Annotated in this window: 21 protein-coding genes; 13 read left to right on the top strand and 8 right to left on the bottom strand. The window is 64.7% G+C overall.

Annotation, left to right across the window (positions count from 1 at the left end; genetic code table 11):
* The first annotated feature begins 22 nt into the window (after positions 1 to 22).
* Complete coding sequence (locus tag MKD49_RS08025; protein ID WP_252695995.1) at positions 23 to 1,102, top strand: adenosine deaminase; 1,080 nt, start codon at positions 23 to 25, stop codon at positions 1,100 to 1,102.
* Between the two features lie 12 nt (positions 1,103 to 1,114).
* Here the strand turns inward: MKD49_RS08025 and MKD49_RS08020 are convergent, their stop codons facing one another.
* Positions 1,115 to 2,836, bottom strand: a complete 1,722-nt coding sequence (locus MKD49_RS08020; RefSeq protein WP_252695994.1) for a methyl-accepting chemotaxis protein — start codon at positions 2,834 to 2,836, stop codon at positions 1,115 to 1,117.
* On the opposite strand from MKD49_RS08020, the gene MKD49_RS08015 reads away from it, so the two are divergent.
* The 4 genes from MKD49_RS08015 to MKD49_RS08000 all read left to right on the top strand — a co-directional run bounded on the left by MKD49_RS08015 (position 2,829) and on the right by MKD49_RS08000 (position 6,218).
* Positions 2,829 to 3,131: a hypothetical protein gene (locus MKD49_RS08015; RefSeq protein ID WP_134136390.1), complete on the top strand. Its 303-nt coding sequence runs from the start codon at positions 2,829 to 2,831 to the stop codon at positions 3,129 to 3,131. The two genes, MKD49_RS08020 and MKD49_RS08015, sit on opposite strands and share 8 nt — an antisense overlap.
* Positions 3,132 to 3,160: 29 nt before the next feature.
* Positions 3,161 to 4,426: a multidrug effflux MFS transporter gene (locus tag MKD49_RS08010; protein WP_252695993.1), complete on the top strand. Its 1,266-nt coding sequence runs from the start codon at positions 3,161 to 3,163 to the stop codon at positions 4,424 to 4,426.
* A 66-nt stretch (positions 4,427 to 4,492) separates the two neighbouring features.
* Positions 4,493 to 4,696, top strand: a complete 204-nt coding sequence (locus MKD49_RS08005) for a hypothetical protein (RefSeq protein ID WP_252695992.1) — start codon at positions 4,493 to 4,495, stop codon at positions 4,694 to 4,696.
* Positions 4,697 to 4,904: 208 nt separating this feature from the next.
* The gene (locus MKD49_RS08000) at positions 4,905 to 6,218 is read left to right on the top strand and encodes a hemolysin family protein (RefSeq protein ID WP_252695991.1); all 1,314 of its coding nucleotides are present in this window, start codon (positions 4,905 to 4,907) and stop codon (positions 6,216 to 6,218) included.
* Between the two features lie 73 nt (positions 6,219 to 6,291).
* Here MKD49_RS08000 and MKD49_RS07995 read toward each other — a convergent pair whose 3' ends face one another.
* Both MKD49_RS07995 and MKD49_RS07990 read right to left on the bottom strand, forming a co-directional pair.
* A complete protein-coding gene (locus MKD49_RS07995) occupies positions 6,292 to 8,700 on the bottom strand; it encodes a DNA polymerase II (RefSeq protein WP_252695990.1) in 2,409 nt (802 codons plus the stop codon).
* 172 nt (positions 8,701 to 8,872) lie between these two features.
* Positions 8,873 to 9,154 carry a hypothetical protein gene (locus tag MKD49_RS07990; RefSeq protein WP_252695989.1) on the bottom strand — a complete coding sequence of 94 codons (282 nt, stop codon included), beginning with the start codon at positions 9,152 to 9,154 and terminating at the stop codon, positions 8,873 to 8,875.
* A gap of 29 nt (positions 9,155 to 9,183) precedes the next feature.
* On the opposite strand from MKD49_RS07990, the gene MKD49_RS07985 reads away from it, so the two are divergent.
* The gene (locus MKD49_RS07985; RefSeq protein WP_252695988.1) at positions 9,184 to 9,993 is read left to right on the top strand and encodes a lysozyme inhibitor LprI family protein; all 810 of its coding nucleotides are present in this window, start codon (positions 9,184 to 9,186) and stop codon (positions 9,991 to 9,993) included.
* A 138-nt stretch (positions 9,994 to 10,131) separates the two neighbouring features.
* Positions 10,132 to 10,338: a hypothetical protein gene (locus MKD49_RS07980; RefSeq protein WP_039785826.1), complete on the top strand. Its 207-nt coding sequence runs from the start codon at positions 10,132 to 10,134 to the stop codon at positions 10,336 to 10,338.
* A gap of 16 nt (positions 10,339 to 10,354) precedes the next feature.
* Here the strand turns inward: MKD49_RS07980 and MKD49_RS07975 are convergent, their stop codons facing one another.
* Together MKD49_RS07975 and MKD49_RS07970 are read right to left on the bottom strand one after the other, a co-directional pair.
* On the bottom strand, positions 10,355 to 11,767 hold the full coding sequence (locus MKD49_RS07975) for a PLP-dependent aminotransferase family protein (protein WP_134136397.1): 1,413 nt from the start codon (positions 11,765 to 11,767) through the stop codon (positions 10,355 to 10,357).
* A gap of 127 nt (positions 11,768 to 11,894) precedes the next feature.
* Positions 11,895 to 12,644: an SDR family oxidoreductase gene (locus MKD49_RS07970; RefSeq protein ID WP_252695987.1), complete on the bottom strand. Its 750-nt coding sequence runs from the start codon at positions 12,642 to 12,644 to the stop codon at positions 11,895 to 11,897.
* Positions 12,645 to 12,747: 103 nt separating this feature from the next.
* On the opposite strand from MKD49_RS07970, the gene MKD49_RS07965 reads away from it, so the two are divergent.
* Entirely contained in the window at positions 12,748 to 13,695 is a 948-nt protein-coding gene (locus MKD49_RS07965; protein ID WP_252695986.1) for an AraC family transcriptional regulator, read from the top strand.
* On the opposite strand, the gene MKD49_RS07960 is transcribed toward MKD49_RS07965, so the two are convergent.
* Positions 13,692 to 14,330: a GntR family transcriptional regulator gene (locus MKD49_RS07960; RefSeq protein WP_252695985.1), complete on the bottom strand. Its 639-nt coding sequence runs from the start codon at positions 14,328 to 14,330 to the stop codon at positions 13,692 to 13,694. The two genes, MKD49_RS07965 and MKD49_RS07960, sit on opposite strands and share 4 nt — an antisense overlap.
* Before the next feature lie 110 nt (positions 14,331 to 14,440).
* Here MKD49_RS07960 and bioB point away from each other — a divergent pair, with 110 nt between their 5' ends.
* The 5 genes from bioB to bioD are packed head-to-tail and all read left to right on the top strand — an operon-like array spanning position 14,441 to position 19,808.
* Positions 14,441 to 15,451, top strand: coding sequence for a biotin synthase BioB (gene bioB, locus MKD49_RS07955; RefSeq protein WP_252695984.1), 1,011 nt, complete (start codon positions 14,441 to 14,443; stop codon positions 15,449 to 15,451).
* On the top strand, positions 15,451 to 16,617 hold the full coding sequence (locus tag MKD49_RS07950; RefSeq protein WP_252695983.1) for a cytochrome P450: 1,167 nt from the start codon (positions 15,451 to 15,453) through the stop codon (positions 16,615 to 16,617). The genes bioB and MKD49_RS07950 overlap by 1 nt, the downstream gene beginning before the upstream one ends.
* A 10-nt stretch (positions 16,618 to 16,627) precedes the next feature.
* Positions 16,628 to 17,788 (top strand): 8-amino-7-oxononanoate synthase, encoded by a 1,161-nt coding sequence (bioF, locus tag MKD49_RS07945; RefSeq protein ID WP_252695982.1) that lies wholly within the window; start codon positions 16,628 to 16,630, stop codon positions 17,786 to 17,788.
* The gene (bioA, locus tag MKD49_RS07940; RefSeq protein ID WP_252695981.1) at positions 17,785 to 19,131 is read left to right on the top strand and encodes an adenosylmethionine--8-amino-7-oxononanoate transaminase; all 1,347 of its coding nucleotides are present in this window, start codon (positions 17,785 to 17,787) and stop codon (positions 19,129 to 19,131) included. The genes bioF and bioA overlap by 4 nt, the downstream gene beginning before the upstream one ends.
* Positions 19,128 to 19,808: a dethiobiotin synthase gene (gene bioD, locus MKD49_RS07935; RefSeq protein WP_252695980.1), complete on the top strand. Its 681-nt coding sequence runs from the start codon at positions 19,128 to 19,130 to the stop codon at positions 19,806 to 19,808. The genes bioA and bioD overlap by 4 nt, the downstream gene beginning before the upstream one ends.
* Here the strand turns inward: bioD and MKD49_RS07930 are convergent.
* Positions 19,786 to 20,394 (bottom strand): hypothetical protein, encoded by a 609-nt coding sequence (locus tag MKD49_RS07930; protein ID WP_039785847.1) that lies wholly within the window; start codon positions 20,392 to 20,394, stop codon positions 19,786 to 19,788. The genes bioD and MKD49_RS07930 overlap by 23 nt on opposite strands.
* 56 nt (positions 20,395 to 20,450) lie before the next feature.
* Positions 20,451 to 22,091: a histidine kinase famiy protein gene (locus MKD49_RS07925; RefSeq protein ID WP_039785849.1), complete on the bottom strand. Its 1,641-nt coding sequence runs from the start codon at positions 22,089 to 22,091 to the stop codon at positions 20,451 to 20,453.
* Between the last annotated feature and the right edge of the window lie 199 nt (positions 22,092 to 22,290).

Here is a 22,290-nt window from a genome sequence, read left to right as displayed (position 1 = left end):
CCTCTCCACTGATTTGCGTTTCATGACCTTCGACAACCAACACCAAGACGACACAGGCCCGCTCACGCTCGAACAATTCGTGCGCGCGCTGCCCAAGGTCGAACTGCATTGCCACCTGTTCGGCGCGGTGCGCCGCGAGACCTTCAGCGATCTCTCCGCCCGCGCCGGTCATCCGGTCTCGCCGGAAGAGATCGAAGCCTTCTATACCCGTGGTGAAAAACCGGTGGGCGTACTGCGCGTACTGCGCGCGCTGGATGCCGAGCTGATCCGACAGCCTGGCGATCTCTACCGCATCACCTACGAATACCTGGAGGATGCCCACGCCCATGGCGTGGCCTGGAGCGAATTCTTCTGGAATCCGACCGGTACGGTGCGCGTGTCCGGCATCCCCTATGCCGATGCGCAGGACGCCATCGTGCGCGCCATCGTCGATGCCGAACGCGAGATCGGCATCATCGGCCGCCTAATCCCCAGCATTGACCGCGAGGCCAGTCCGGAAGAAGCCGTCGCCATGGTGCAGTGGATGCTGGCCGCCCGCGTCCCGCAGGTGCCGGGCATCGGCATGGATTACCGCGAGAACGACCGCCCGCCGGAACTGTTCGAAGCCGCCTACCGCCTGGCGCGCGAAGCCGGCCTGAAGACCACCGCCCATGCGGGTGAATTCGGCATGCCCTGGCACAACGTGGCCACGGCCATCGACCTGCTGCAGGTGGACCGCATCGACCACGGCTACACCATCGTCGACAATCCCGATCTGATGCAGCGCTGCATCGGCCGCGGGCTGGTCTTCACGGTGGTGCCGACCAATTCCTACTACCTGCGCACGTTGCCCCCGCAGCGCTGGGCGCAGGATCACCCGATTCGCCAGATGCTGGCGGCCGGGCTGCGCCTCCATCCCAACACCGACGATCCGACCTTGCATCTGGTGACCCCGACCGGGGCCTGGATGATGATGCTGCAGCTCGGGGCCACGGTGGAGGACTTCCGGGACTTCATGCGCAATGGGCTGGATGCGGCCTGGATGGATGAGGCCTTGCGCAGCCAATGGCAGCAGGCCTGGAGCGAGCGCTATGATCAATTGCGCGGACGGCTGCAGACCTGATCGCCAGAGGCATCAACGGGACATGTCGATGACCAGCTCGCCCTCGCCGGTACCCTCACCCGTCTCCAGGCGGAAGCGGGCCATCAGTGCGGCCATGCGTTCGGTCGCCAGGCGCATGGCTTCTGCGGCCGCGGACGATTGCTGCACCAGTAGCACGTTGCGCTGCGTAGCCTGATCGATGGCGCTGACCGACTGGCTGATGCGGCGCACCCCGGCCGATTGCTGGCTGCTGGCGCTGGCCACCTCGCCGATGAGCTGATTGAGCCGTCCCACCTGCGCCACCACTTCCTGCATGCTGCGACCGGCCGTTTGCGCGCGCCGGCTTCCTTGATTGATGCGCGCCATCGCATCGTTCAGCAAGACCCTGATCTCCTGCGCCGCATCGGCGCTGCGGCGGGCCAGCTGCCGCACTTCATCTGCCACCACTGAAAAAGCCTGGCCATGGGTGCCGGCATGGGCCGCCTCGACGGCTGCATTCAGCGCAAGCAGATTGGTCTGGGAAGAAAGGCCATCGAGTTTGGCCACGATCTCTTCGATACGCCCGGCCGCCAGGTGCACCGCGTGCATGTTGCCGACCATCTCGCTGACCGCCACGCCGCCCTCCAGCGCCGCTTGCGCCGCCGACCGGGTCAGGCTGCAGGCTTGCTGCGCGCGGTCGGCGCTCTGCTGCACGGCCTGATTCAACTGTTCCATGGCGATAGCCGCCTGCTGCAGGGAACCGGCCTGCTGGGTGGCCCGTGTGGTCAGATTGAGCGCCCCCTCGGCGATCTCCCCGGCGGAACCCCGCATGACCCGCGCCCCGTGCCTGACCTCCCGCACCAGATGGCTCAAGCCCTGGCGCATGTCCTGCAGGGACGACAGCAGTTGGCCGGTTTCGCCCTGGAAGCCCCCATCGATGCGTCCGCACAGATCGCCCTTGGCCACCCGCGAGGCCACCTGGGCCGCCTGCGACAGCGGACCGGTCACCAGCCGGTACAGACTGGCCACACTCACTATCATCACCAGCAGCAGCAAGCCGCCCACTGCGGCCACCACGGTATCGAGCCGCTCCCTGGCCTGACGCGCCCCCAGGATGTCCGCCCGGGTGCGGGTGTCCAGCATGGCCTGCAGTGCTTCCAGCGGGCGCATCATGGCGGCCCGCGCCGTTTCGTAGCGCGGTTCGTGGAGCAGTCGGCGGGCCTGTTCGAGCGGGTCTTCGCGCAGGGCCGCATCGATCAGGACGCGGTCCCGCGTATGCCGCCGCACCAGTTCCATGGCGCGCAACTCGATGGCCAGCACCGCACCGGACCGGCTGCGCACTTCCTCCACCTTCGCCATCTCATCGCGGCTGAAGCCGGCCTGCTGCATCAGCTCGCCAAGCGGCACGATGACCGCGCTGTCCGGACGCGGCGGCCGGCCATCCGCATCCACCAGGTCCCAGTAGATGCGCTCGTAGTGTTCCGGGCGGGGACGGCGGCCGTCACGGATTTCCGCAACGGCCTGATATTGGCGTTCGGCCTGGTATTCACCGGTGGCCACGAAGCTGCGCGCCAGGCGGCTGAGGTCGTCGGCACCCTGGCGCAGCTCGGCCACCAGCCGCTGTGCCTGTTCGCGCCGCTCACTGGCGATAGCCACGCGGTCTTCGGCTTCCGACGCTGCCACTGACAGGGCAATGAGCAGCGCCAACAGCAAGGCGACCACCACGCTCAAGGCGGACACGATCTGCCGCATGGAAAAATATTTGTAGATGGACATGCTCCCCTCGCTGATTCGACTGAAGATGCCGGGCCCGGGCCTGCGCGCCTGGCGGCGGCGTCTCGGCGGGAACGGCAAGCGGACGATACGTGGGGAGCCCGTCCTTGTGCGCGAGGGGCTAGATATGCTGAACGAATCTCGAATTACTTCGTTTTTTATCTCGAAATTATTTGAATTTCTCTCTAAAACTATCCGTTTACTTGCCAAATTATTCGGCTCTTTTTTCTACTATCGGAGACAGTCTTCCAACGAAAGAGCGAGCGCCAGCAGAAAAACGCACCAAGGTTCACAATAGCGGTCTTTGCCATGCAGCATCCGCTCTCCATGAACCCTGTCAGTTCCGCCACACGGCCTGTGCCGCGCCATCCGCCGAATCACCCTAAGTTCCTGCTGTTCCTGATCTGTGCCTTTGCCTCGGCGGGCCAGCTGGCCATCGACTTGTACGTGCCGGCCCTGCCGCAGATGGCGATCGACTACGGCACCTCGGCCCAGGCCATCCAGACCAGCGTGACCGGCTACCTGATCGCCTACGCCTTCGGCCAGCTGGCGTTCGGGCCGCTGGCCGATGCCTGGGGCCGCAAGCGCGTCCTGATGCTGGGGCTGGGCCTGTTCACGCTGGGATGCGTGCTGACGCTGCTGGCCCCCAACCTGGAAACCTTCGTCGCGGCGCGGGTACTGCAGGGCTTCGGCATTGCCGCCACCAATTTGCTGGCCAAGGCCATCATCACCGATTCCTTCGTCGGCCAAACCCTGGTGCATGCCTACACCTACATGGCCATTGCCTGGGGCCTGGCACCGATCATTGCACCGGTGATCGGGGCGCACTTGCAGGAAGCCTTCGGCTGGCGTTCCTGCCTGGTGTTCCTGCTGCTGTATTCGTTCGCGATGTGGGCCATCCTGTGGCGCTATCGGGAAACTTTGGCCGAGCCGGTGCACCTGCATCCGGCGACCCTGCTCAAGAATGCGCGCATGGTGTTGGCCAGCCCGGTGTTCCAGAGCTGTTTCCTGGCCCAGGGGCTGTGCTACAGCATCCTGCTGGTGTTCAACATCGTCGGTCCCTTCATGGTGCAGAACACGCTGCGCCAGCCGCCGACCTTCTTCGGCTACCTGGCGCTGGCGATCGGGATGATGTATTTCCTGGGCGGCATCTCCAACCGCATCCACCATCGCTGCCTGCCCTCGGCCGAACAGCGGCTGCGCATCGGGGCGCGGGTGATGACGGCGGCGGCCTTTGCCATGCTGGCCCTGGCCTTGCTGGTGGGGCTGACGGTGTGGACCCTCATCACGCCGGTGCTGGTGATGGCGTTCTGCGCCGGGGCCATGTATCCCACGCTGATGGCCAAGGGCAATTCGATCTTTCCGCACATTGCCGGACTGACCAGCGCCATCCTGGGCTTTGCGCTGCTGCTGGTGTCCTCGGGCATGATGGGGCTGGCCGGGTTCGTCTCCATCAACAGCCTGACGCCGCTGGCGGTGTTCTTCTGCATCGTCGGCCTGACCGTGATTGCCATGGTGGGCAAGCTGCTGCAGCACCTGCAGGTACCGGCGGCTGCGGCGACGTTGCAAGTCAGACCATCAGAAAAACCCTGATATCCGCCGCCTCCCGGCAGGCATACGATGTGGCCATCGACACTGATTCATTCCCGGGAGGACCCCATGGCCATCATCCAGACCTTGCTGCACTACGGTAGCTATCTCGCCGCGTTCTACGCCGTCTATCTGGTGGCGGGCAGCCTGGCGTTCGGGCTGGTGCTCTGGCAGAAGGTCTACGGCAAGGCGCAGCGCCAGCCGGTGCCGGTGCGCGTGCGCGTGCATTCCGAGCGGATGGACGGACGCGAACGCGATTCGTATTACCGCTGAAGCGTGAATGCAGTGATGCGTCGAACGTAGACAATCGCTGTTCGCCTGCAGGTCAGCCAAGGGCTGGATTCGTGGAATCCGGCCCTTTGTCTTTGGCACCCAGGCAAGCCCCGTCCGCCCTTCCTCACCGGGAATCCGCCCATCCGGTTGAGCTGCATATACAATGCACTTTCCTCAACAACCGGAACCGACGAGTGGTTCCTTCCCGATGGACATACTCATCATCCTTGGATTGGTCATGCTCAACGGCGTATTTGCCATGTCAGAGCTATCCATCGTCTCATCCAAACGCGTCCGTCTGGAGACGCTCAGCAAGAACGGCAGCCGTGGCGCACGAGCTGCGCTGGAGCTGGCTGACAACCCGAGCCGCTTCTTGTCGACGGTTCAGGTAGGCATTACGCTCATCGGCATTTTTACCGGTGCCTTCGGCGAAGCCTCGCTGGTGACTCAACTGATGCCGCATGTCAGCAGCCTCCCTGCCTTGGCCCCCTATGCCCGGGAAATTTCTCTGGTCATCATCGTGATGGGCATTACCTATGCCTCTATCGTGCTGGGCGAACTGGTTCCCAAGCGTATCGCGATGCAGTACCCGGAAGCGGTCGCCACGCTGATTGCTCCCATGATGCGGGGTCTTTCCCGGGCGGTAGCACCTTTCGTCAAGATACTTTCCGTGACGACCGATGCCATCATGCGGCTGCTCAGATTGCAGGTGGCCAGGGAAAACCGTCTCACCGAAGAGGAGATCGCTGGGCTGATCAAGGAAGGCGCGCATGCTGGCGTCATCGAGCAAACCGAGCATGACATCGTGGCGCGCGCCATGAGGCTTGACGATCAGCGCCTGGGCGGGCTGATGACGCCACGCAATGATCTGGAATTTCTTGATCTGGATGCTCCGCTCGCCACTACCCTGGCCAGAATTGCCGACAGCCGGTTCACCCGCTTCCCCGTGTTCAAGGGCAAGCGGAACAATGTCGTAGGCCTGCTCCACTGCGGCGATCTGTTCGAGCAAGCCATCCGCGCCAACACCTTGTCAGGCATCGATCTCGAACGCGCGCTCAAGCCGGTACATTACGTCCCTGAATCAATCAGCGCCATGGACCTGCTGGAGGTGCTGAAAAAGGACAGGATGGAACTGGCGCTGGTCGTGGATGAGTATGGAGAGATCGAGGGCATGGTCACCCTGAACGACTTGATGGCCGCGCTCGTCGGTGATGTCTCCCTCATGGATGATGGCATCGAGGCCGATGCCAATCAGCGTGAAGATGGATCGTGGCTGATGGATGGCGGCGTCTCGCTGGACCGTTTCCGCGAGCTGATGCAGACCGAAACGCGCTTTCCAGGTGAAGCGTCCGGCAGCTTCCATACCTTGGCAGGGTTCGTCCTGAACCACTTGGGCCGCCTCCCCCAGGCATCGGACTACTTCGTATGGGACCGCTTTCGCATCGAGGTCGTCGATATGGATCGCCAACGCATCGACCGCTTGCTGGTGTCCGTGGCCGAACCTTTGCCGACGGGCGCGTAACGATAGAAGACGATAGCGTGCGTATCCCATTGCCGGAGGGCGGCACCCTGATGAGCGCATCAGGGATACCGCTTCAGAACAACTCCTGCTGCGGCGAGGTCACCGCCGCAAAACTGTCGCCCACGAAGACCAGGATGGCATCGGCCACCGGGGCCAGCTGGCGTTCGAGGTAATGGCCGTAGTCGATGGCGGCGCGGCGTTTTTCCAGGGGTTCCGGTCCGGCCGTGGTCATGACGTAGTTGATCCAGCCGCCTTGCTGGTATTGCAGCGGACGCCCGCCTTCCTCGTTGACCTGGTCGGCCATGCGCGCAGCGCGCACGTGGGGCGGGACGTTCTTTTCGTAATGGTCGAGCTGGCGGCGCAGGCGCTTGCGATATACCAGCAGATCATCCAGCCGCCCGGCCAGCAGGTCAGCCACGTAGCCGGTGATGAAGTCGCGGTAAGGCTCCCCCCGGAAGATGCGCAGATACAGTGCCTGCTGGAAGCGCTGCGCCAGCGGCGACCAGTCGGTGCGCACCGTTTCCAGTCCCTTGTAGGTGACCTTGTCCTCGCCTTCGCCGGTTCGCACGTAACCGGCGTAGCGCTTCTTGCTGCCGGTCTCGGCCCCGCGCACATGCGGCATCAGGAAACGCTGGTAATGCACCTCGAACTGCAGTTCCAGCGCGCTTTCCAGCTGATACTGCCCGGCCAGATGGCGACGCCACCAGTCATTGATGCGCGCGGTCAGCTGCAGACCGATCTGGCGCGCCTCGTCATCGCCATGCGGCCGGCGCAGCCAGACGAAAGTGGAATCGGTATCGCCATAGATGACTTCGTAACCCGCCTCCTCGATCAGCTCGCGCGTGCGATGCATGATCTCGTGCCCGCGCCGGGTGATGGACGAGGCCAGGCGCGAATCGAAGAAGCGGCAGCCGGTCGACCCCAGCACGCCGTAAAAGGAATTCATGATGATCTTCAGCGCCTGCTGCAACGGCTTGTTGCCCTGGGCCTTGGCGGCCTCGCGACCCTGCCAGATCTGCTCGATGATGGCCGGCAGGCTGTGGCTGCGGCGTGAAAAGCGCGCGCCATTATAGCCGGGCACGGTCTCGCTCTCCGGCTCATTCAGGGTGCCATCGACCAGCCCGACCGGATCGATCAGGAAGCTGCGGATGATGCTGGGATACAGGCTCTTGTAGTCCAGCACGATCACCGAGTCATACAGCCCCGCGCGCGAATCCATCACGAAACCACCCGGACTGGCCAGTGCCTCGGCATCCCCGAGATTGGGGGCGACGTAGCCCTTGCGATGCATGTGCGGCAGATACAGATGCGTGAACGCCGCCACCGAACCGCCGCTGCGGTCGGCCTGCAGGCCGGTCACGCTGGCGCGTTCCAGCAGGAAGGAGAGAATGTCGGTCTTGGCGAAGATGCGCGTGACCAGTTCGCAGTCCTTGAGGTTGTAGGTGGCCAGCGCTGCCTTGTCTTCGTTGAACATGCGATCGATCTCATCCATGCGCTGATACGGCGTGGCAATGGCCTTGCCTTCGCCCAGCAGCGATTGCGCCACGTTCTCCAGACTGAAGGACGGGAAATTCCAGAACGCCCCGCGCAGGCTTTCAATGCCGTCGATCACCAGCCGGCCCGCTGCGTTGACCAGCAGGTGATTGGCGCGCATGCCATGTTCGCGCCATTCCAGTGCCCGTCCGGCGCGGCCCAGTCGCAACGTGGTGTGGTATTTCTGTGCCTGCTTCTGCAGCACGTTGAGGTCGAACTGCACCAGGTTCCAGCCAATCAGCGCATCCGGATTGTGGCGTGCCACCCAGTCATTGAGGCTGTCGATCAGTTCCTTGCGGCTCTGGCAGAACTGCAGTGCGAAATCCACCGACGCCACCGCACCACTGGGCGGCCCCAGCGCATAGACGCTGCGCTGGCCGCAGCCTTCGATGGCGATGCTGTAGAGCTCGCCCTCCCAGCTGGTTTCGATATCCAGCGACGCCAGCCTGAGCGGCGGACGATAGCCCGGCAAGGCACGAATGCGCGCTTCTGCCAGCACCCCGTGCCCATCGTCCACGCCCTGAAAGGCCAGCGGCGCATTGATGAAACGCTCCATCAGATAACGTTCGGGCGGACGGATATCGGCTTCATAGACACTGATGCCAGCGGCGATCAGGGACTTCTCCATCTTCAGCAGCTTGCGGTACTGGCGCGCATACAAGCCCAGCACCGGGCGCTGGCTGACATCCTTGAGATGTTCCAGCGCACGCAGTTCCATACCGGGTTCGCGGGCGATCAAGGCCTGCACGCGTTCGGCCTCGGCTTGCGGCACGAAGGCCACCGCTGTCTGCGGCGGCAGGCGCAGGCATTGCGGACCGTCATCAGTGGCCACCCACAGCTCGATCTCCACCCCGGCCGGGGTATCGCGCCAGTGCCGGGACAACAGGAAGCCTGCGCGTTCGCCGGGGCGCAAGGCGGTGGAGGAAAGAGGAGCGGCTGAGTCGGTCACCGTCAATAGCGGGCTGGTGCGGATGGAGACGGGATTGTAGAACTCATTTCATCAATAGGCGAGAGTGCGAGCGAGTCCCGTTTGGGATGAAGTGCAAGGCGCGAATTTGGGTCAAGACTGGGCGCCTTGACCCAAATTCGTAACGCAGCAATTCGCCCAAACGGGCCGCTCCCTACGGGTTCTGCCCAGAAAGGGCGCTGGCCGCGTTGCGCTCCTTGCGTGTGGCACCGCCACACGACGCGTCGCGCGCCTTGCCAGCGCCCTTTCTGGGCAGAACGCATCTCACGCCTATTGATGAAATGAGTTCTACTTGGATGTAGGCGAGCTTGCGCGACTGCGCACGGGCAATTGTGAAGAACGGCCAACATGCTTTTTCAGCTGCAAAGATTTTAAAAAAATTCCGTTTCTTCTCCGCGTTTTGGGCAGCCAATGGCAGTGCGATGCTGGCGCCCATCACGTCCCCGCAATACGGAGAGTCTCGCCATGAAAACCCTGCCCCTCATCCTCCTGCTCAGCAGCGCCAGCCTGTTGGGTGCGCTGGAACTTCCGTCGGCGCGTGCCGCCAGCTTCGACTGCAGCAAGGCCGGTTCGGCCAATGAAAAGACCATCTGCCGGGATGCCGAGCTGTCCGCGCTGGACGATCAACTGGGCCACGCCTACCGCCGCGCGCGCCAGGCCGCAGCCGATCAACGTGCCTTCCGCACCGCCAGCGATGCGCAATGGCGCTGGCGCGAAGACAACTGCCGCGACCGCGCCTGCCTGCTGGCCTGGTATCAGCGTCGCCAGACCGAACTGGAGGCACAAGCCGCGCCGGCCATCGCAGCGGCCCTGCTCACCGCCAAAGGAAATGCGACTTCACCTGCGCCCGCCCTGGTCGCAGTGCCCCCTGCCCAGGCCCCGCTTGCGGCACCGGCCGCCCCGGGCTTGCGGCTTGGCCTGGACGCGCGCCAGATCGACCACCTGGCGCCGGCAGGCAGCACGCCCTGGCCGCATTACGCGCGGGCCGAACGCGGCCAGTATTTCTATCGCGACCCCGAGGCCGGCGAGACCCAGCCGCTCGTGGCCGTGCGCTATTACGGCATCGAAAACGGCCAGTACATCCTGGAAGCGGTGCGCGGCCAGACCGTGCTGCGCTACACCTGCAGCGCCGACTGCCGCTACATCGCACAGCTGGCCCTGCCGGGCGACGTGGAAAAGGATACGGTGATCGTCAGCAATGACCGCGCCTCCCTTCCTGGACTGATCGTGAGCGATGCGGTCAACGGCTTGCTGGCGCCGGTGCAATCGCGCTAGGCGGCGCACGGATGAGATTGCGTTCTTGTCCTACATGCCTTTGCGAGGGCGGATGACAGGCAGGAGAACACGCCAGCGGCATACTGCGCAACATCGAGCATGGTGCGCATGCTCCCCTTGCCCTGGCGAGAAGCTCCTATGAAGAAAATCGAATTCGACGGTTACCTGCTGGTCTATCAGGCCGATGATAGCGAAGGCCGCTGGAAAGGCTCCTACGCGATCCTGAAGGATCGTGCAGAAATCACCCGGGGCTCCCTGCCCCTGTCCGCCCATTCGGAAGACGAAGCCGTCGGCGAGATTCTGGCAGCCGCGCGCCGCCAGACCAGTCTTGCCCTCGCGGCCTAGGGCCTGTTCACACCACCTACACTACTGTTTCGCGCAGGCTGCGGCGATGGGCCAGTTCCATCAGCCGCCGCAAGGCGTGGACCAGTTCAAAGCGGCTGCGCGAACGCCCCAGCGAGAGGCGAATGTGCGGCGCACCGCTGCGCGCGGGTTCGCCGTCACCGGCCTGGAAACTGTCCTGCGCAACCACGTTGAGCCCAGCCTCCCTGGCCTTGCGGACGAAGTCCTGCCCCTTCCAGTGTTCCGGCAAGGCCTTCCAGAGATGGATGCCGCCGCTATCGGCCGGCCCTTCCTCGCCCAGCGTACGCAAGGCCAGCGCCTGGCGCGCCCAGGCTTCCTGGCGGATGCCTTCGGCCAGCATGGCGGCGGTGCCATCGTGGATCCACTGCGTCGACAGCGCCGTGGTCAGCGGCGTGGACATCAATACGAAAGACCGCAGTGCAGCCAGCACTTCGTCCTGTGCCTGCCCCTCCGGGGTGAGCACATAGGCGGTCCGCAATCCGGGGAGCAGGCACTTGGCCAGCGTGGACACGTAAAACACATGCCGCGGTGCATAGTGCGCCAGCGGCCTGGGCGCATGGGCCGCAAAGCGCCAGTAGGGATCATCTTCGATGATGCGCAGATCGAGCCGGGTGGCGACGGAAGCGATCTCGGCGCGGCGCGTGGCCGGCATGGTGCGGGTGGTCGGATTCTGCAGCGTGGGATTGAGATAGACCAGCCGCGCGCCATGCTTGCGCACCATGGTCGTGAGCAGATCCGGGCGCATGCCTTCGTGATCCACGCCGACCGCGACCACGCGGCGCCCGAGCTGGGCTGCCGCCGCCAGCAGCCCAGGATAGGCCAGCGGTTCGGCCAGCACGGTTTCACCCGGCCGGGTCTGCGACAGCAGCAAGGCGGCCAGGGCCGACTGCGCCCCCGGACAGGCCAGCACCCGGTCATCATCCACCGGGCCCAGCATGTCCTGCAGCCACATCGCACCGGCGGCGCGGTCGGCACTGCTGCCACCGCCCAGGTGATACGTCATCAGCAGATCGACATCGCTGTGCATCAGCACCTGCGACACGCCCTGGCGCAGCAGGTCATCCAGATCGATACCGGCCGGCGGCGGCGGGATGTTCATCGACAGGTCGATCACCTGGCTCAGGTCCACCTTGGGCGCGGCCACGAAACTCCCGGCGGCGCCGCGTCCTTCCAGCAACTGGCGGCGGCGCGCCTCGCCATAGGCGCGGGTGACGGTGGTGAGATCGACATCGAGGCGATCAGCCAGCATCCGCTGCGGCGGCAGGCGATCGCCGGGCTTGAGGCGTTCGTCGGCGATGGCCTGCTCCAAAAAGCCCACGATCTGCAGATAACGTGGACCGCCATGAGCCGTGAAGCGGCTGATCCAGTCCAGGGAGGGATCTGCAGTGTGTGAAGGGTTCGGTCGGGCCATGGAAAATCCTGGTGAAGGGCTGCCTGCCGGCAGGTGTACAGGCAGACATCTAGTATGGATGCACCAACAACAAAAATCCATACATCCCCACTGCCCCTTGTGCCAAGGTTTTCCGGGCTGCTGGCGTTTATGCGGAGGCCGTGCGCATCCATTCCACCGCATCTTCTCCTGCGGCGATGCGCATCGGCGCTCCTGCCTCGGTCGCCGCACGCCAGACCGCTTCGGCTACATCGCTGGCGTGGGTGATCTGGCTGTGATCCTGGAAATTGTTGAACACTTGCGCTGCGAGCGCGCCGTAAGCATCCGGGATCGCCCCTTCCATGCGCGGCCGGGCATTCTCGGCGAAGCGGGTCTGCGGTGCGCGCCCCGGCAGGAGCAGACGCGCCTGCACGCCGACGCTGGCCAGTTCGAGGGCGACGGATTCGGTGAAGGCATTCACGGCAGCCTTGCTGGCCGTGTAGACCGCCAGCAGCGGCAAGGAGCGCAAGGTCACCGAGGAGGTGACATTGACGATCACGCCCGCGCCGCGCTGGCGCATCTGCGGGATGACCGCCTGCGTCATGGCGATGCTGCCGAGGGTGTTGGTGTCGAAGATCTCGCGCACCTGCTCCATGGGCTGGGCTTCGACGGCGGCAAGCGCGCCGATACCGGCATTGTTGACCAGCACGTCAATCGGGCCGGCCTCTGCGATGGCAGCGGCGATGCTGGTAGCGCTGGTCACATCCAGCGGCAGGATGCGCAGCCGGGGCGAGTCGGGCAGCAAGTCGCTGCGCGGTGTACGCATGGTGGCGATGACCTGCCAGTCGCGTTGCAGGAAGTACGAGGCGATTTCGAGGCCGAAGCCGGACGAACAGCCGGTGATGAGGACGGTTTTCATGCTGGATTCCTTGTGAGGTGAAAGAGAACAAGGCGAAGAATAGGCGCTCGCGGCCGGACTTGCTACAATCCAGAGTCCATCATTCATTGGCAATCATCCAGCCATGTCCGAACCATCACTCACCGATCCCCTGGCCGAAGTGGTCAGTCTGCTGCAGCCGGCCGCCCGCTACACCAAGTACGTCCAGGGTGCCGGTGGCTGGCGGGTGCAGCGTTCACGGCCGGAGCTGGCCTTCTATTGCGCGGTGCTGGAGGGCAGTTGCCGCATCCTGCGTGCAGACGCCGGCGCAATGACCGAGGAGACCTGCATCGTGCTGCACGCCGGTGATTTTTTCCTGGCCCCGGCCTTGCAGGGTTTTACCCTGGCCAGCATGGACGATTGCGATGACGCCCTGCTCGATGAAGACAATCCGCCGCCGCGTCTGTCCGATGGCCGCTATCACCTGGGGACGCTGGGCTTGCCGCCGCAGGTGCAACTGGTGGTCGGCCATTGCGTCTTCGCCTCGCCCGATACGCCGCTGCTGCTCTCGCTGCTGCCCAGCCTGGTTGTGGTGCGCGCCCATGCGCGTCTGCATACGCTTGTGCAACTGGTGGGCGACGAATATCGCGCCGAGCGTCCGGCGCGCGACGTCGTGCTGGCGCGTCTGCTGGAGGTGCTGCTCATCGAAGCCCTGCGCTCCGGCACCGACACCGGAGCGGCCGCCACACCCGGCTTGCTGCGGGGTCTGGGCGATGTACGGCTCGCTGCGGCGCTGCGATCCATACATGCGCGGCCCGCCGACCACTGGAACGTGCTGCGGCTGGCGCGGGCTGCTGCGCTGTCGCGCTCCTCCTTCTTTGAACGCTTCCGCCGTGAAGTCGGACTGGCTCCGATGGAATACCTGCTGGCCTGGCGCATGGCGCTGGCCAAGCGCCTGCTGCTGGGCGAGGCGGCCTCCATGGCGACGGTGGCTCAGCAGGTAGGCTACAGCTCGGCTTCCACCTTCAGCGTGGCCTTCAGCCGGCATGTCGGCGTGCCGCCGTCGCAGTTCGCCCAGCAGGGCAAGGCCTAAGCCGCCACGAAGCCAACCCGTTCCATGGTCCCGATATGCATGCTCAGCAGCTGCACGGCACGGTCGGTCTTCTTGTCACGCAGGGCGTCGATGATGAGGCGGTGATCGTGATCCGAGCGCGGCTGCCAGCCGCGCTTGAAGCCGGTCGAGAACAGGTAGCGTGAATTGGTCAGCTGCAGTTGCTTCAACACCGCCAGCAGGCGCGGCATGCCGCATTCGCTGGAGAGGATGTCGTGAAACAGGTTGTTGGCGGCATCCCATTCAATCAGCGATGCGGCCTGGGCACAGGCCTCCTGGGCGGCTTCCAGCCGGGCGATGTGCTCGGGGCCGAACTTGCGGATGCTGTGGCGCAGGGCCAGGATTTCCAGCGAGCCGCGCATCTCGGCATTTTCCTTGACCGCCGCCCGGTCCACCTGCGTGACCCGCACCCCGCGACGGGGCAATGTGAGCACCAATCCCTCGGCTTCCAACTGGCGAAACGCTTCCCGTACCGGCACGTGGCTGGACTGGAATTCCTGCGCCACGTGATCCTGCCGAAGCGCCGCCCCGCCTGCGATTTCACCGCGGATGATGCGCGTGCGCAGGACCTCCGCGATGCGTTCCACGGTGCTCGGATGCTCGGAATGAAGCGCCATATTTTTATAGATAATCTATGAAAAAAGAAATTGTTGAACGAATTTGAGCGAAGTTAGAATCCGCCGAAGCTGAATTCTAAGCCTTTTCACTCACGGACCGGATTTTATCGATGAGCCAGTGCCCTTCCCCCGCCGCTGCCCAAGCCAGCGCTCCCCTGCATTTCCACCGCCCTTTGGCCGCCATCGACAGCAGCGCGGCCGAGCAGCTGTTTGAACTGCCCTTCCTCGATCTGCTGTACCGCGCACAGACCGTGCATCGCCAGCACCACCGCGCCAACGAAGTCCAGCTGTCCAGCCTGCTGTCGATCAAGACCGGGGGCTGCGCGGAAGACTGCGGCTATTGCTCGCAGTCGGCGCATCACAAGGAAGCGGGCGTGCCGGCCGGCAAGCTGATGGGCGTGGACGAGGTAGTGCAGGCCGCACAGGCCGCGCGCGACCAGGGCGCGACGCGCTTTTGCATGGGTGCGGCGTGGCGCAATCCCAAGCAACGTGACATGGCCGCGCTCACCGAGATGGTCAGCCAGGTGCGCGCACTCGGGCTGGAAACCTGCATGACCCTCGGCATGCTGGAGCAAGCCCAGGCCGAGGCGCTCAAGCAGGCCGGACTGGACTACTACAACCACAACCTCGATACCGCGCCCGATTTCTATGGCCAGGTCATCACCACTCGCAGCTACCAGGATCGCCTGGACACCCTGCAACGCGTGCAGGAAGCCGGCCTCAACGTGTGCTGCGGCGGCATCATCGGCATGGGCGAGACGCGCGCCCAGCGTGCCGGCCTGATTGCCCAGCTGGCCAGCCTGCCGGTGCCGCCGCAATCAGTGCCGATCAATCACCTGGTGCCGATCGCGGGCACGCCGCTGCAGGATGTGGCACCGCTGGACGAATTCGAATTCGTGCGCACCGTGGCGGTGGCCCGCATCGCCCTGCCGCACGCGGTGATCCGCCTGTCCGCCGGGCGCGAGAGCATGAGCGAGGCGACTCAGGCCCTGTGCTTTGCAGCGGGCGCGAACTCCATCTTCCTCGGGGCCAAGCTGCTGACCACGGCCAATGCGCCGGTCTCGGCCGACCTCGACCTGCTGCAGCGCCTGGGCCTGCAAGCGGCAGCTGCGGCCGCCTGATGCCGCTGCACTGGAGCACCGCCCACTGCGGCGGAGCCTGGGTCATCACCGGTTACGAGGAGGTGGCCGCTGCCTTGCGCGATCCGCGCTTCTCCGTAAGGCGTGCAGCGCGCTGGATCAACAGCGGGCTCGGCGATACCGGTAATGAGCAGCAGGACGAAGCGCAGCGTCAGTTCAAGCGCCTGTTCTCGCGATCCTTGCTGTTCCTGGACGGCCGCGCCCATCGCCGCCTGCGCGGCGTACTCAATCCGGGATTCAAACCGGCTGACCTGCAAGCCCGGCGTGGCGACATCACCGCACTGGCGCAGCGGCTGGCCGATGACATCGTGACCGATCCGCAGGCAGCACGCGGCTTCGATTTCATCGCGCGCTTTGCACGTCCCTTGCCCGCCCTGGTGATTGCGCAACTGCTGGGATTGCCCGACCGCGTACCGGCGGAATTCATCGACTGGGCGGCCGATCTGGCGGCCTTCATCGGCAGTCCGACGCCGGACGCCACGCAGACCCTCGCGGCGCAACAGGCCATGCGCAGTCTGTGTGATTTCTTCAGCCAGGCGCTGGCGCGAGCGGACCAGCTGCCCGAGGCTTGTCTTCTGCGCGGCCTGCTGCAAGCCCATGCAAGCGGACAACTGAATCGCAACGAACTGCTGGCCCAGTGCAGTACCCTGCTCTTCGCCGGCTACGAGACCACCCGCAATCTGCTGGGCAATGGCGTGCTCGCGCTGCTGCAAGATCCCGCGCAATGGGCAGCGCTCAAGGCCCGCCAAGCGGACCCCGCCGCCCTGCGGCTGGCCGTGCGGGAGATGCTGCGCCATGACAGCCCGGTGCAGTACACCGGCCGCCGCCTGTTGCAGGAGGTGTCGCTGGCCGGTCAACGCCTGCGGCGCGGCCAGCTGGCGATCTTGCATTTCGGGCAGGCCAATCACGATGCGCGCCGCTTCCGTGATCCGCAGCGCTTCGACATCCGGCGTGACGAAGGCATGCACCTGTCCTTTGGCCAGGGGCCGCACGTCTGCCTGGGTGCGGCGCTGACGCAGCTGGAAGCCGAAATCGCCTTCAGCGTGCTGATGCAGCGCCTGCCCACGCTGTCCCTCGCTGACGAAACACCGGTGTGGCAAGGCAATGCCGCCTATCGGGCGCTGGATCGCTTGTCCGTTTTTTTCTGAAAGCCCCTCCATGCAAGATTTCACCCGTGAGCTGGACGCCCTCGCCAGCCAGAGCCTGCTGCGCACGCGGCGTGTGGTCGACGGTCCGCAGGGACCGCTGCTGCAGGTCGATGGACACGACGAATTGTCCTTCTGCAGCAATGATTACCTGGGCCTGGCCAACCATCCGCAGCTCATCGCCGCGGCCGCCGAGGCCTTGCAGCGCTATGGCGTGGGTGCAGCGGCCTCGCCTCTGATCAGCGGCCACAGCCGCGCTCATGAAACGCTGGAAGCCGAACTGGCGGCCTTTGTCGGCATGCCTTCGGCGCTGGTGTTCGGCAATGGCTACATGGCCAACCTGGGGGTCGCCGCTGCGCTGGCCGGCAAAGGAGACACCGTCGTCGTCGACCGCCTGGCCCATGCCTCGCTGATCGATGGCGCACGCTTGTCCGGGGCCAGCCTGAAGGTATTTCCGCACAACGATGTGAGCCGTCTGGAGCAGGTGCTCTCCCGCTGCAGCAGCCCTCGCAAGCTGGTGCTCACCGATGCTGTCTTCAGCATGGATGGCGACCTGGCCCCGCTGGCCGAACTGGCGGCAGTGTGCGCCCGGCATGGGGCCTGGCTGCTGGTGGATGACGCCCATGGCCTGGGCGTACTTGGCCCGCAAGGACGAGGCAGCCTGGCCCTGGCGGGCGTGCAGGCGCCGCACGTGCTGCTGATGGGCACACTGGGCAAGGCGGCCGGGGTGGCCGGCGCTTTCGTCGCCGGTGACGCCGGCGTGCTTGCATGGATCCTGCAGCGCGCCCGTACCTACATGTTCAGCACGGCGCATCCCCCCGCGCTGGCCGCCGCCACCTCGGCCAGCCTGCGCCTGATCGCCCGCGAAGAGTGGCGGCGCGCGCATCTGCAGGTACTGGCCAAGCAATTGCGCCGCGGACTGGCGGGGCTGCCGTGGACACTGCTGCCCTCCCCGACCGCCATCCAGCCGCTGATCGTGGGCGACAATGCGGCCGCCCGCGCCCTCTCGGCGGCTCTGCGCGTCAGGGGCATCTGGGTGCCGGCGATCTGCCCGCCCACGGTCCCCAAGGGGACAGCCCGGCTGCGCATCAGCCTGTCAGCCCTGCATACCCCGGCCGATGTGGCGCGCCTGGTGGCGGCACTGAGATCACTGGCCCAAGGAGAATCCGCATGACCATGGCAAGCCCGCTGGCCGCCCGCAGCCTGCGCAGCGTGTGGCATCCCTGCACCCAGATGCGCCAGCACGAGCGCACGCCTCCCATCGCGCTGGCCCGTGCGCACGGTGCATGGCTGGTCGATACCGAGGGACGGCGCTATCTGGATGCCATCAGTTCCTGGTGGGTCAATCTGTTCGGACATACCAATGCGCGCATCAATGCGGCCCTGATCGACCAGTTGGGCCAGCTGGAGCACGCCATGCTGGCAGGCTTCACGCATGAGCCGGTGGTGCAGCTCTCCGAGCGGCTGGCGGCGCTGACGGAGCATGCGCTGGGCCATTGCTTCTATGCCTCGGACGGTGCCTCGGCGGTGGAGATCGCGCTGAAAATGAGCGTGCATGCATGGCGCAATGCCGGGCATGCAGACAAGAATGAATTCATCTGCATCGCCGGCGGCTATCACGGCGAGACCGTGGGGGCGCTCGGCGTGACCGACACGCCGCTCTTTCGCAGTGCCTATGAATCCCTGCTGCGTCCGGCACATATCGCTGCCTCGCCCGATGCGCGCCAGGCGGGACCGGGCGAGACGGCCGCCGATGTCAGCCGCCGCGCGCTGGCCGATGTGGAAAGGCTGCTGCAGGAACGCAGGGGACGCATTGCCGCCCTCATCGTCGAACCGCTGGTGCAATGCGCTGCGGGCATGGCCATGCATGATCCACAGTATGTGCGCGGACTGCGCGGGCTGTGCGATGCCTACGGCGCGCACCTCATCGCGGACGAGATCGCGGTCGGCTGCGGGCGTACCGGCCGCTTCTTCGCCTGTGAGCAGGCGGGCGTGTGGCCGGATCTGCTGTGCCTGTCCAAGGGCATCAGCGGTGGCTACCTGCCGCTGTCGCTGGTGATGGCCAGCGAGGCCATCTATGCCGCTTTTTACGATGACGATGTGCGGCGCGGCTTCCTGCATTCGCACTCCTATACCGGCAATGCACTGGCGTGCCGTGCTGCGCTGGCGACGCTGGACATCTTCGCGCAGGAACAGGTGCTGGACCGCAATGCCCGGTTCGCCCCGGTGCTGGCCCGGGCCCTGCAGCCGCTGGCGCAGGATGCGCGGGTGCGGCACGTGCGACAGTGCGGCATGATCTGGGCTTGTGATGCGCGCATCAATGATGCGTCCGTAGCGGCAGGGTTTGCGCGCCGGCTCGCCGACGAGGCCGCGCAACGCGAACTGCTGGTGCGTCCGATCGGCAAGACGCTTTACGTGATGCCGCCCTACATCCTCGATGCGGCCCAGGCGCAATGGATGGGCGAGCGTCTGCATGCGGCCTTCGATGCGGCGATGCGCGCGGAGCCTCGCCCATGAGCGGCCGCAGCTATTTCGTCACCGGTACCGATACCGGCGTGGGCAAGACGCTGGTGGCGTCCGCGCTCATCCACCTGCACGCCGCGCGAGGCGTGCGTGCCGGCGGCATGAAGCCGGTGGCATCCGGGGCTTTCCTGCAGGACGGCGTCTGGTGCAACGAGGATGTGCAGGCCTTGCAGGCCGCGGCCAATGTGGATTTGCCGCTGCACCTGGTGAATCCCTACCTGCTGCGGCAGGCCACGGCACCGCACATTGCGGCGGCGGAGGAAGGCGTGCAGATTGCACTCGATCATCTGGCGCTATGCCATGCGCAATTGCAGTCGGCGTGTGACGTACTGATTGTGGAAGGTGCGGGTGGCTTCATGGTACCGCTCGATGCGGACCACAACAGCGACGATCTGGTGGCCCGGCTGGGCTTGCCCGTGATCCTCGTGGTCGGCATCCGCCTTGGCTGCATCAATCATGCCTTGCTGAGTGCGCTGGCCATCCGCGCGCGCGGGCTGCGCCTGGCTGGCTGGGTGGCCAATCATGTCGACGCCCGAGAGACGCAGGCCGGCGCCATGGTGAACACGCTGGCGCAGCGGCTGCAAGCGCCGCTGCTGGGACGTCTGCCCTGGTCACCTGAAATGACGGCGGCGCAAGTGGCTGCTCTTCTTACTTGGCCAGATCCATCTTGACGACGTTGGACGTGCCACTGCGCACGGCCGTGATGTGCTTGTCGTGAATCGTGCGATAGCTGGCCAGTCCCAGTTCTGCCATGGAGTTGGACAATTCCACCAGGTCGGTGACGGCCTCTTCGGAATACATGGCATCGACCTCGTTGGCATCGAGCCAGTGACGGATGCGGCGCTCGCCGGAGAAGACGAAATCGCTCAGCCGCACCCAGTGGCCACCAAGGATGGCAGCCTCCTGGCCGTCGCGGCCGGCCAGCACGCTGTCAACCTGCGTGACCAGCTGGCGCATGCTCTTGCCGCTGCCGTCGACCAGGAACCGTGTGAGCTCCTCTTCGCTGGCGCAGTACCACAGCCACAGGGCATTGAAGGCGGCCTCGATCTGGTGCCCGATGAGGGCAAAGGCCGAGGCGTGGACCGGCATGTCATCACGCAGCAGCAGGATGATGCCGCAGTGATGTTGCTGGGCCACAGTGAGACAACCAATGGCGGCGCAGGCGCGCCGGTCATCGGGCAAAGGCTGGCCGTTGAATTCGGCCGAAATGCGATAGGCAAGGGACTGCGCCCTGGCCAACAGGTGATCCAATTGCATGGGACGACTCCCCTTCGTGTGAGGGCACGTGTACGGACGACTTGTTGTTATTCTTTTCAGCTCACGCCAGTGGCGCCGTCGAGGACAATGCGGATCTTGCGGGCCAGCTCATCGTGGCGGTAAGGTTTGTCGAGGACGGGAAATTCGCCATCGGCACCATGCCGCTCTATCGATTCACTGGCATAACCGGTAGTTAATAAAATTTTGATGGAAGGTATCATGCGCCGGGCCTCTCGCGCCAGTACCACGCCATTCATGCTGCCCGGCATGATGAGGTCGGTGAAAAGCAGATCTACCTTCGGTTCAGAACGCAGCACCTGCAAGGCTTCCGTCGGTGAATTCACCATGCTGACGCGATAGCCCAGGCTTTCCAGCATCGCCTGGGCCAGCTCGGCGACCTCGATTCTATCGTCAACCACCAGAATGTGCTCGTGACCGCCTTGGGTATGCGTGCGGTTGTCATACTCGAAGGCCCCCCCGACCTGGTCCTGCGTGGCCGGGAAGTAGATCGAGACGGTCGTGCCGCGCTCTGCGCTGGAGACGATGCGCACGGATCCGCCGGACTGCTTGACGAAGCCATACACCATCGACAAACCAAGGCCGGTGCCCTTGCCTTCGTCCTTGGTGGTGAAAAACGGGTCCATCACGCGCGGGAGGATGTCCGCAGGAATGCCGGGGCCGTTGTCCGTGACCGCGATGCAGACATAAAGACCGGGTTTTACGCCCAGCTGGATGGCACGATCTTCCGAGCTCAGGTCTTCATTGCTTGTATGGATTTTTACCGTTCCCTTGCCGGACATCGCATCGCGCGCATTGATGAGCACGTTCAGCAATGCCACTTCCATCTGGGTCGGATCGAGACGGCAATTCCACAGGCCCGAGGCCAGCTCGGTTTGGACCTCGATATCGCCACCGAGCGTGCGTTGCACGAGATCGGTGAAACCTTCCGTGAGCGAATTCAGGTTGATGGTGCGCCCCTCCAGCCGCTGCTTGCGGGCGAAGGCCAGCAATTGCTGGGTCAGCATGGCCGCCTTGCCGGAAGCCTTGCGAATGCTGTCGGCGCTGCGCGAGACACGCCCGAGGTCGGGCGTATCGCTGCGCAGCGCAAGATTGATGATGTCCAGGTAACCGCTGATGACCTGCAGCAAGTTGTTGAAGTCATGCGCAATGCCGCCGGTGAGCTGGCCCAGCGCTTCCATCTTGCGCGCCTGGCCCAGGGCCTGTTCGGCGTCGCGGCGGCGGCTGATGTCCAGTTGCGAGCTGAAGAAGTATTTCAGTTCGCCATGCTGGTCATAGACCGGTGAAATGAAGAGCGCATTCCAGAACGTCGAGCCATTCTTGCGGTAGTTCAGCAGCTCGGTGGCGAGCTCGCGTTTTTCCGCCACGGCCTGGCGCACTTGTGCGACCACTGCGCGGTCGGTCTCCGGGCCTTGCAGGAACCGGCAGTTCTTGCCCACGACCTCGGCCCGGCTGTAGCCGGTCATGTTCATGAAGGCGTTGTTGACGAAGATGATCGGATTGTCCGGCTTGTTGGGATCGGACACGATCATCGGCATGCGCGTCATTTCGACGGCTGCGAAGAAGATATCGTTGGCGTCATCGCCTACCGCGACCTTGGCGTGGTCGTTGCGCATTCCTGCATCATTGAAGTCGTCGGCAGGCCAATGCACCGTGGGGTGCTTGGCGGTGTTGGGCATTGTATTTTTCTCCAGTGGGCTGGGCTCGGTTGCAGTGAGGCAACGGGAAGCGAGCTGCTTTCAGGAGTTTGGACACGGACGACCTCAACGGTTCCCGGCCCAATTGCAACAAGAATGCGAGTGTCCTGTTACATGTTGAGATGCATTTTGCGCAGCCCTTGCTGCAGGCCGGATTGCCATGCATGAGCTTGCCGGGATG

Source organism: Herbaspirillum sp. WGmk3 (assembly GCF_023952535.1).
Lineage (GTDB): Bacteria > Pseudomonadota > Gammaproteobacteria > Burkholderiales > Burkholderiaceae_D > Herbaspirillum > Herbaspirillum huttiense.
Note: the sequence above shows the minus strand (reverse complement) of the source record. Positions and strands in the feature narration are given on the sequence as shown.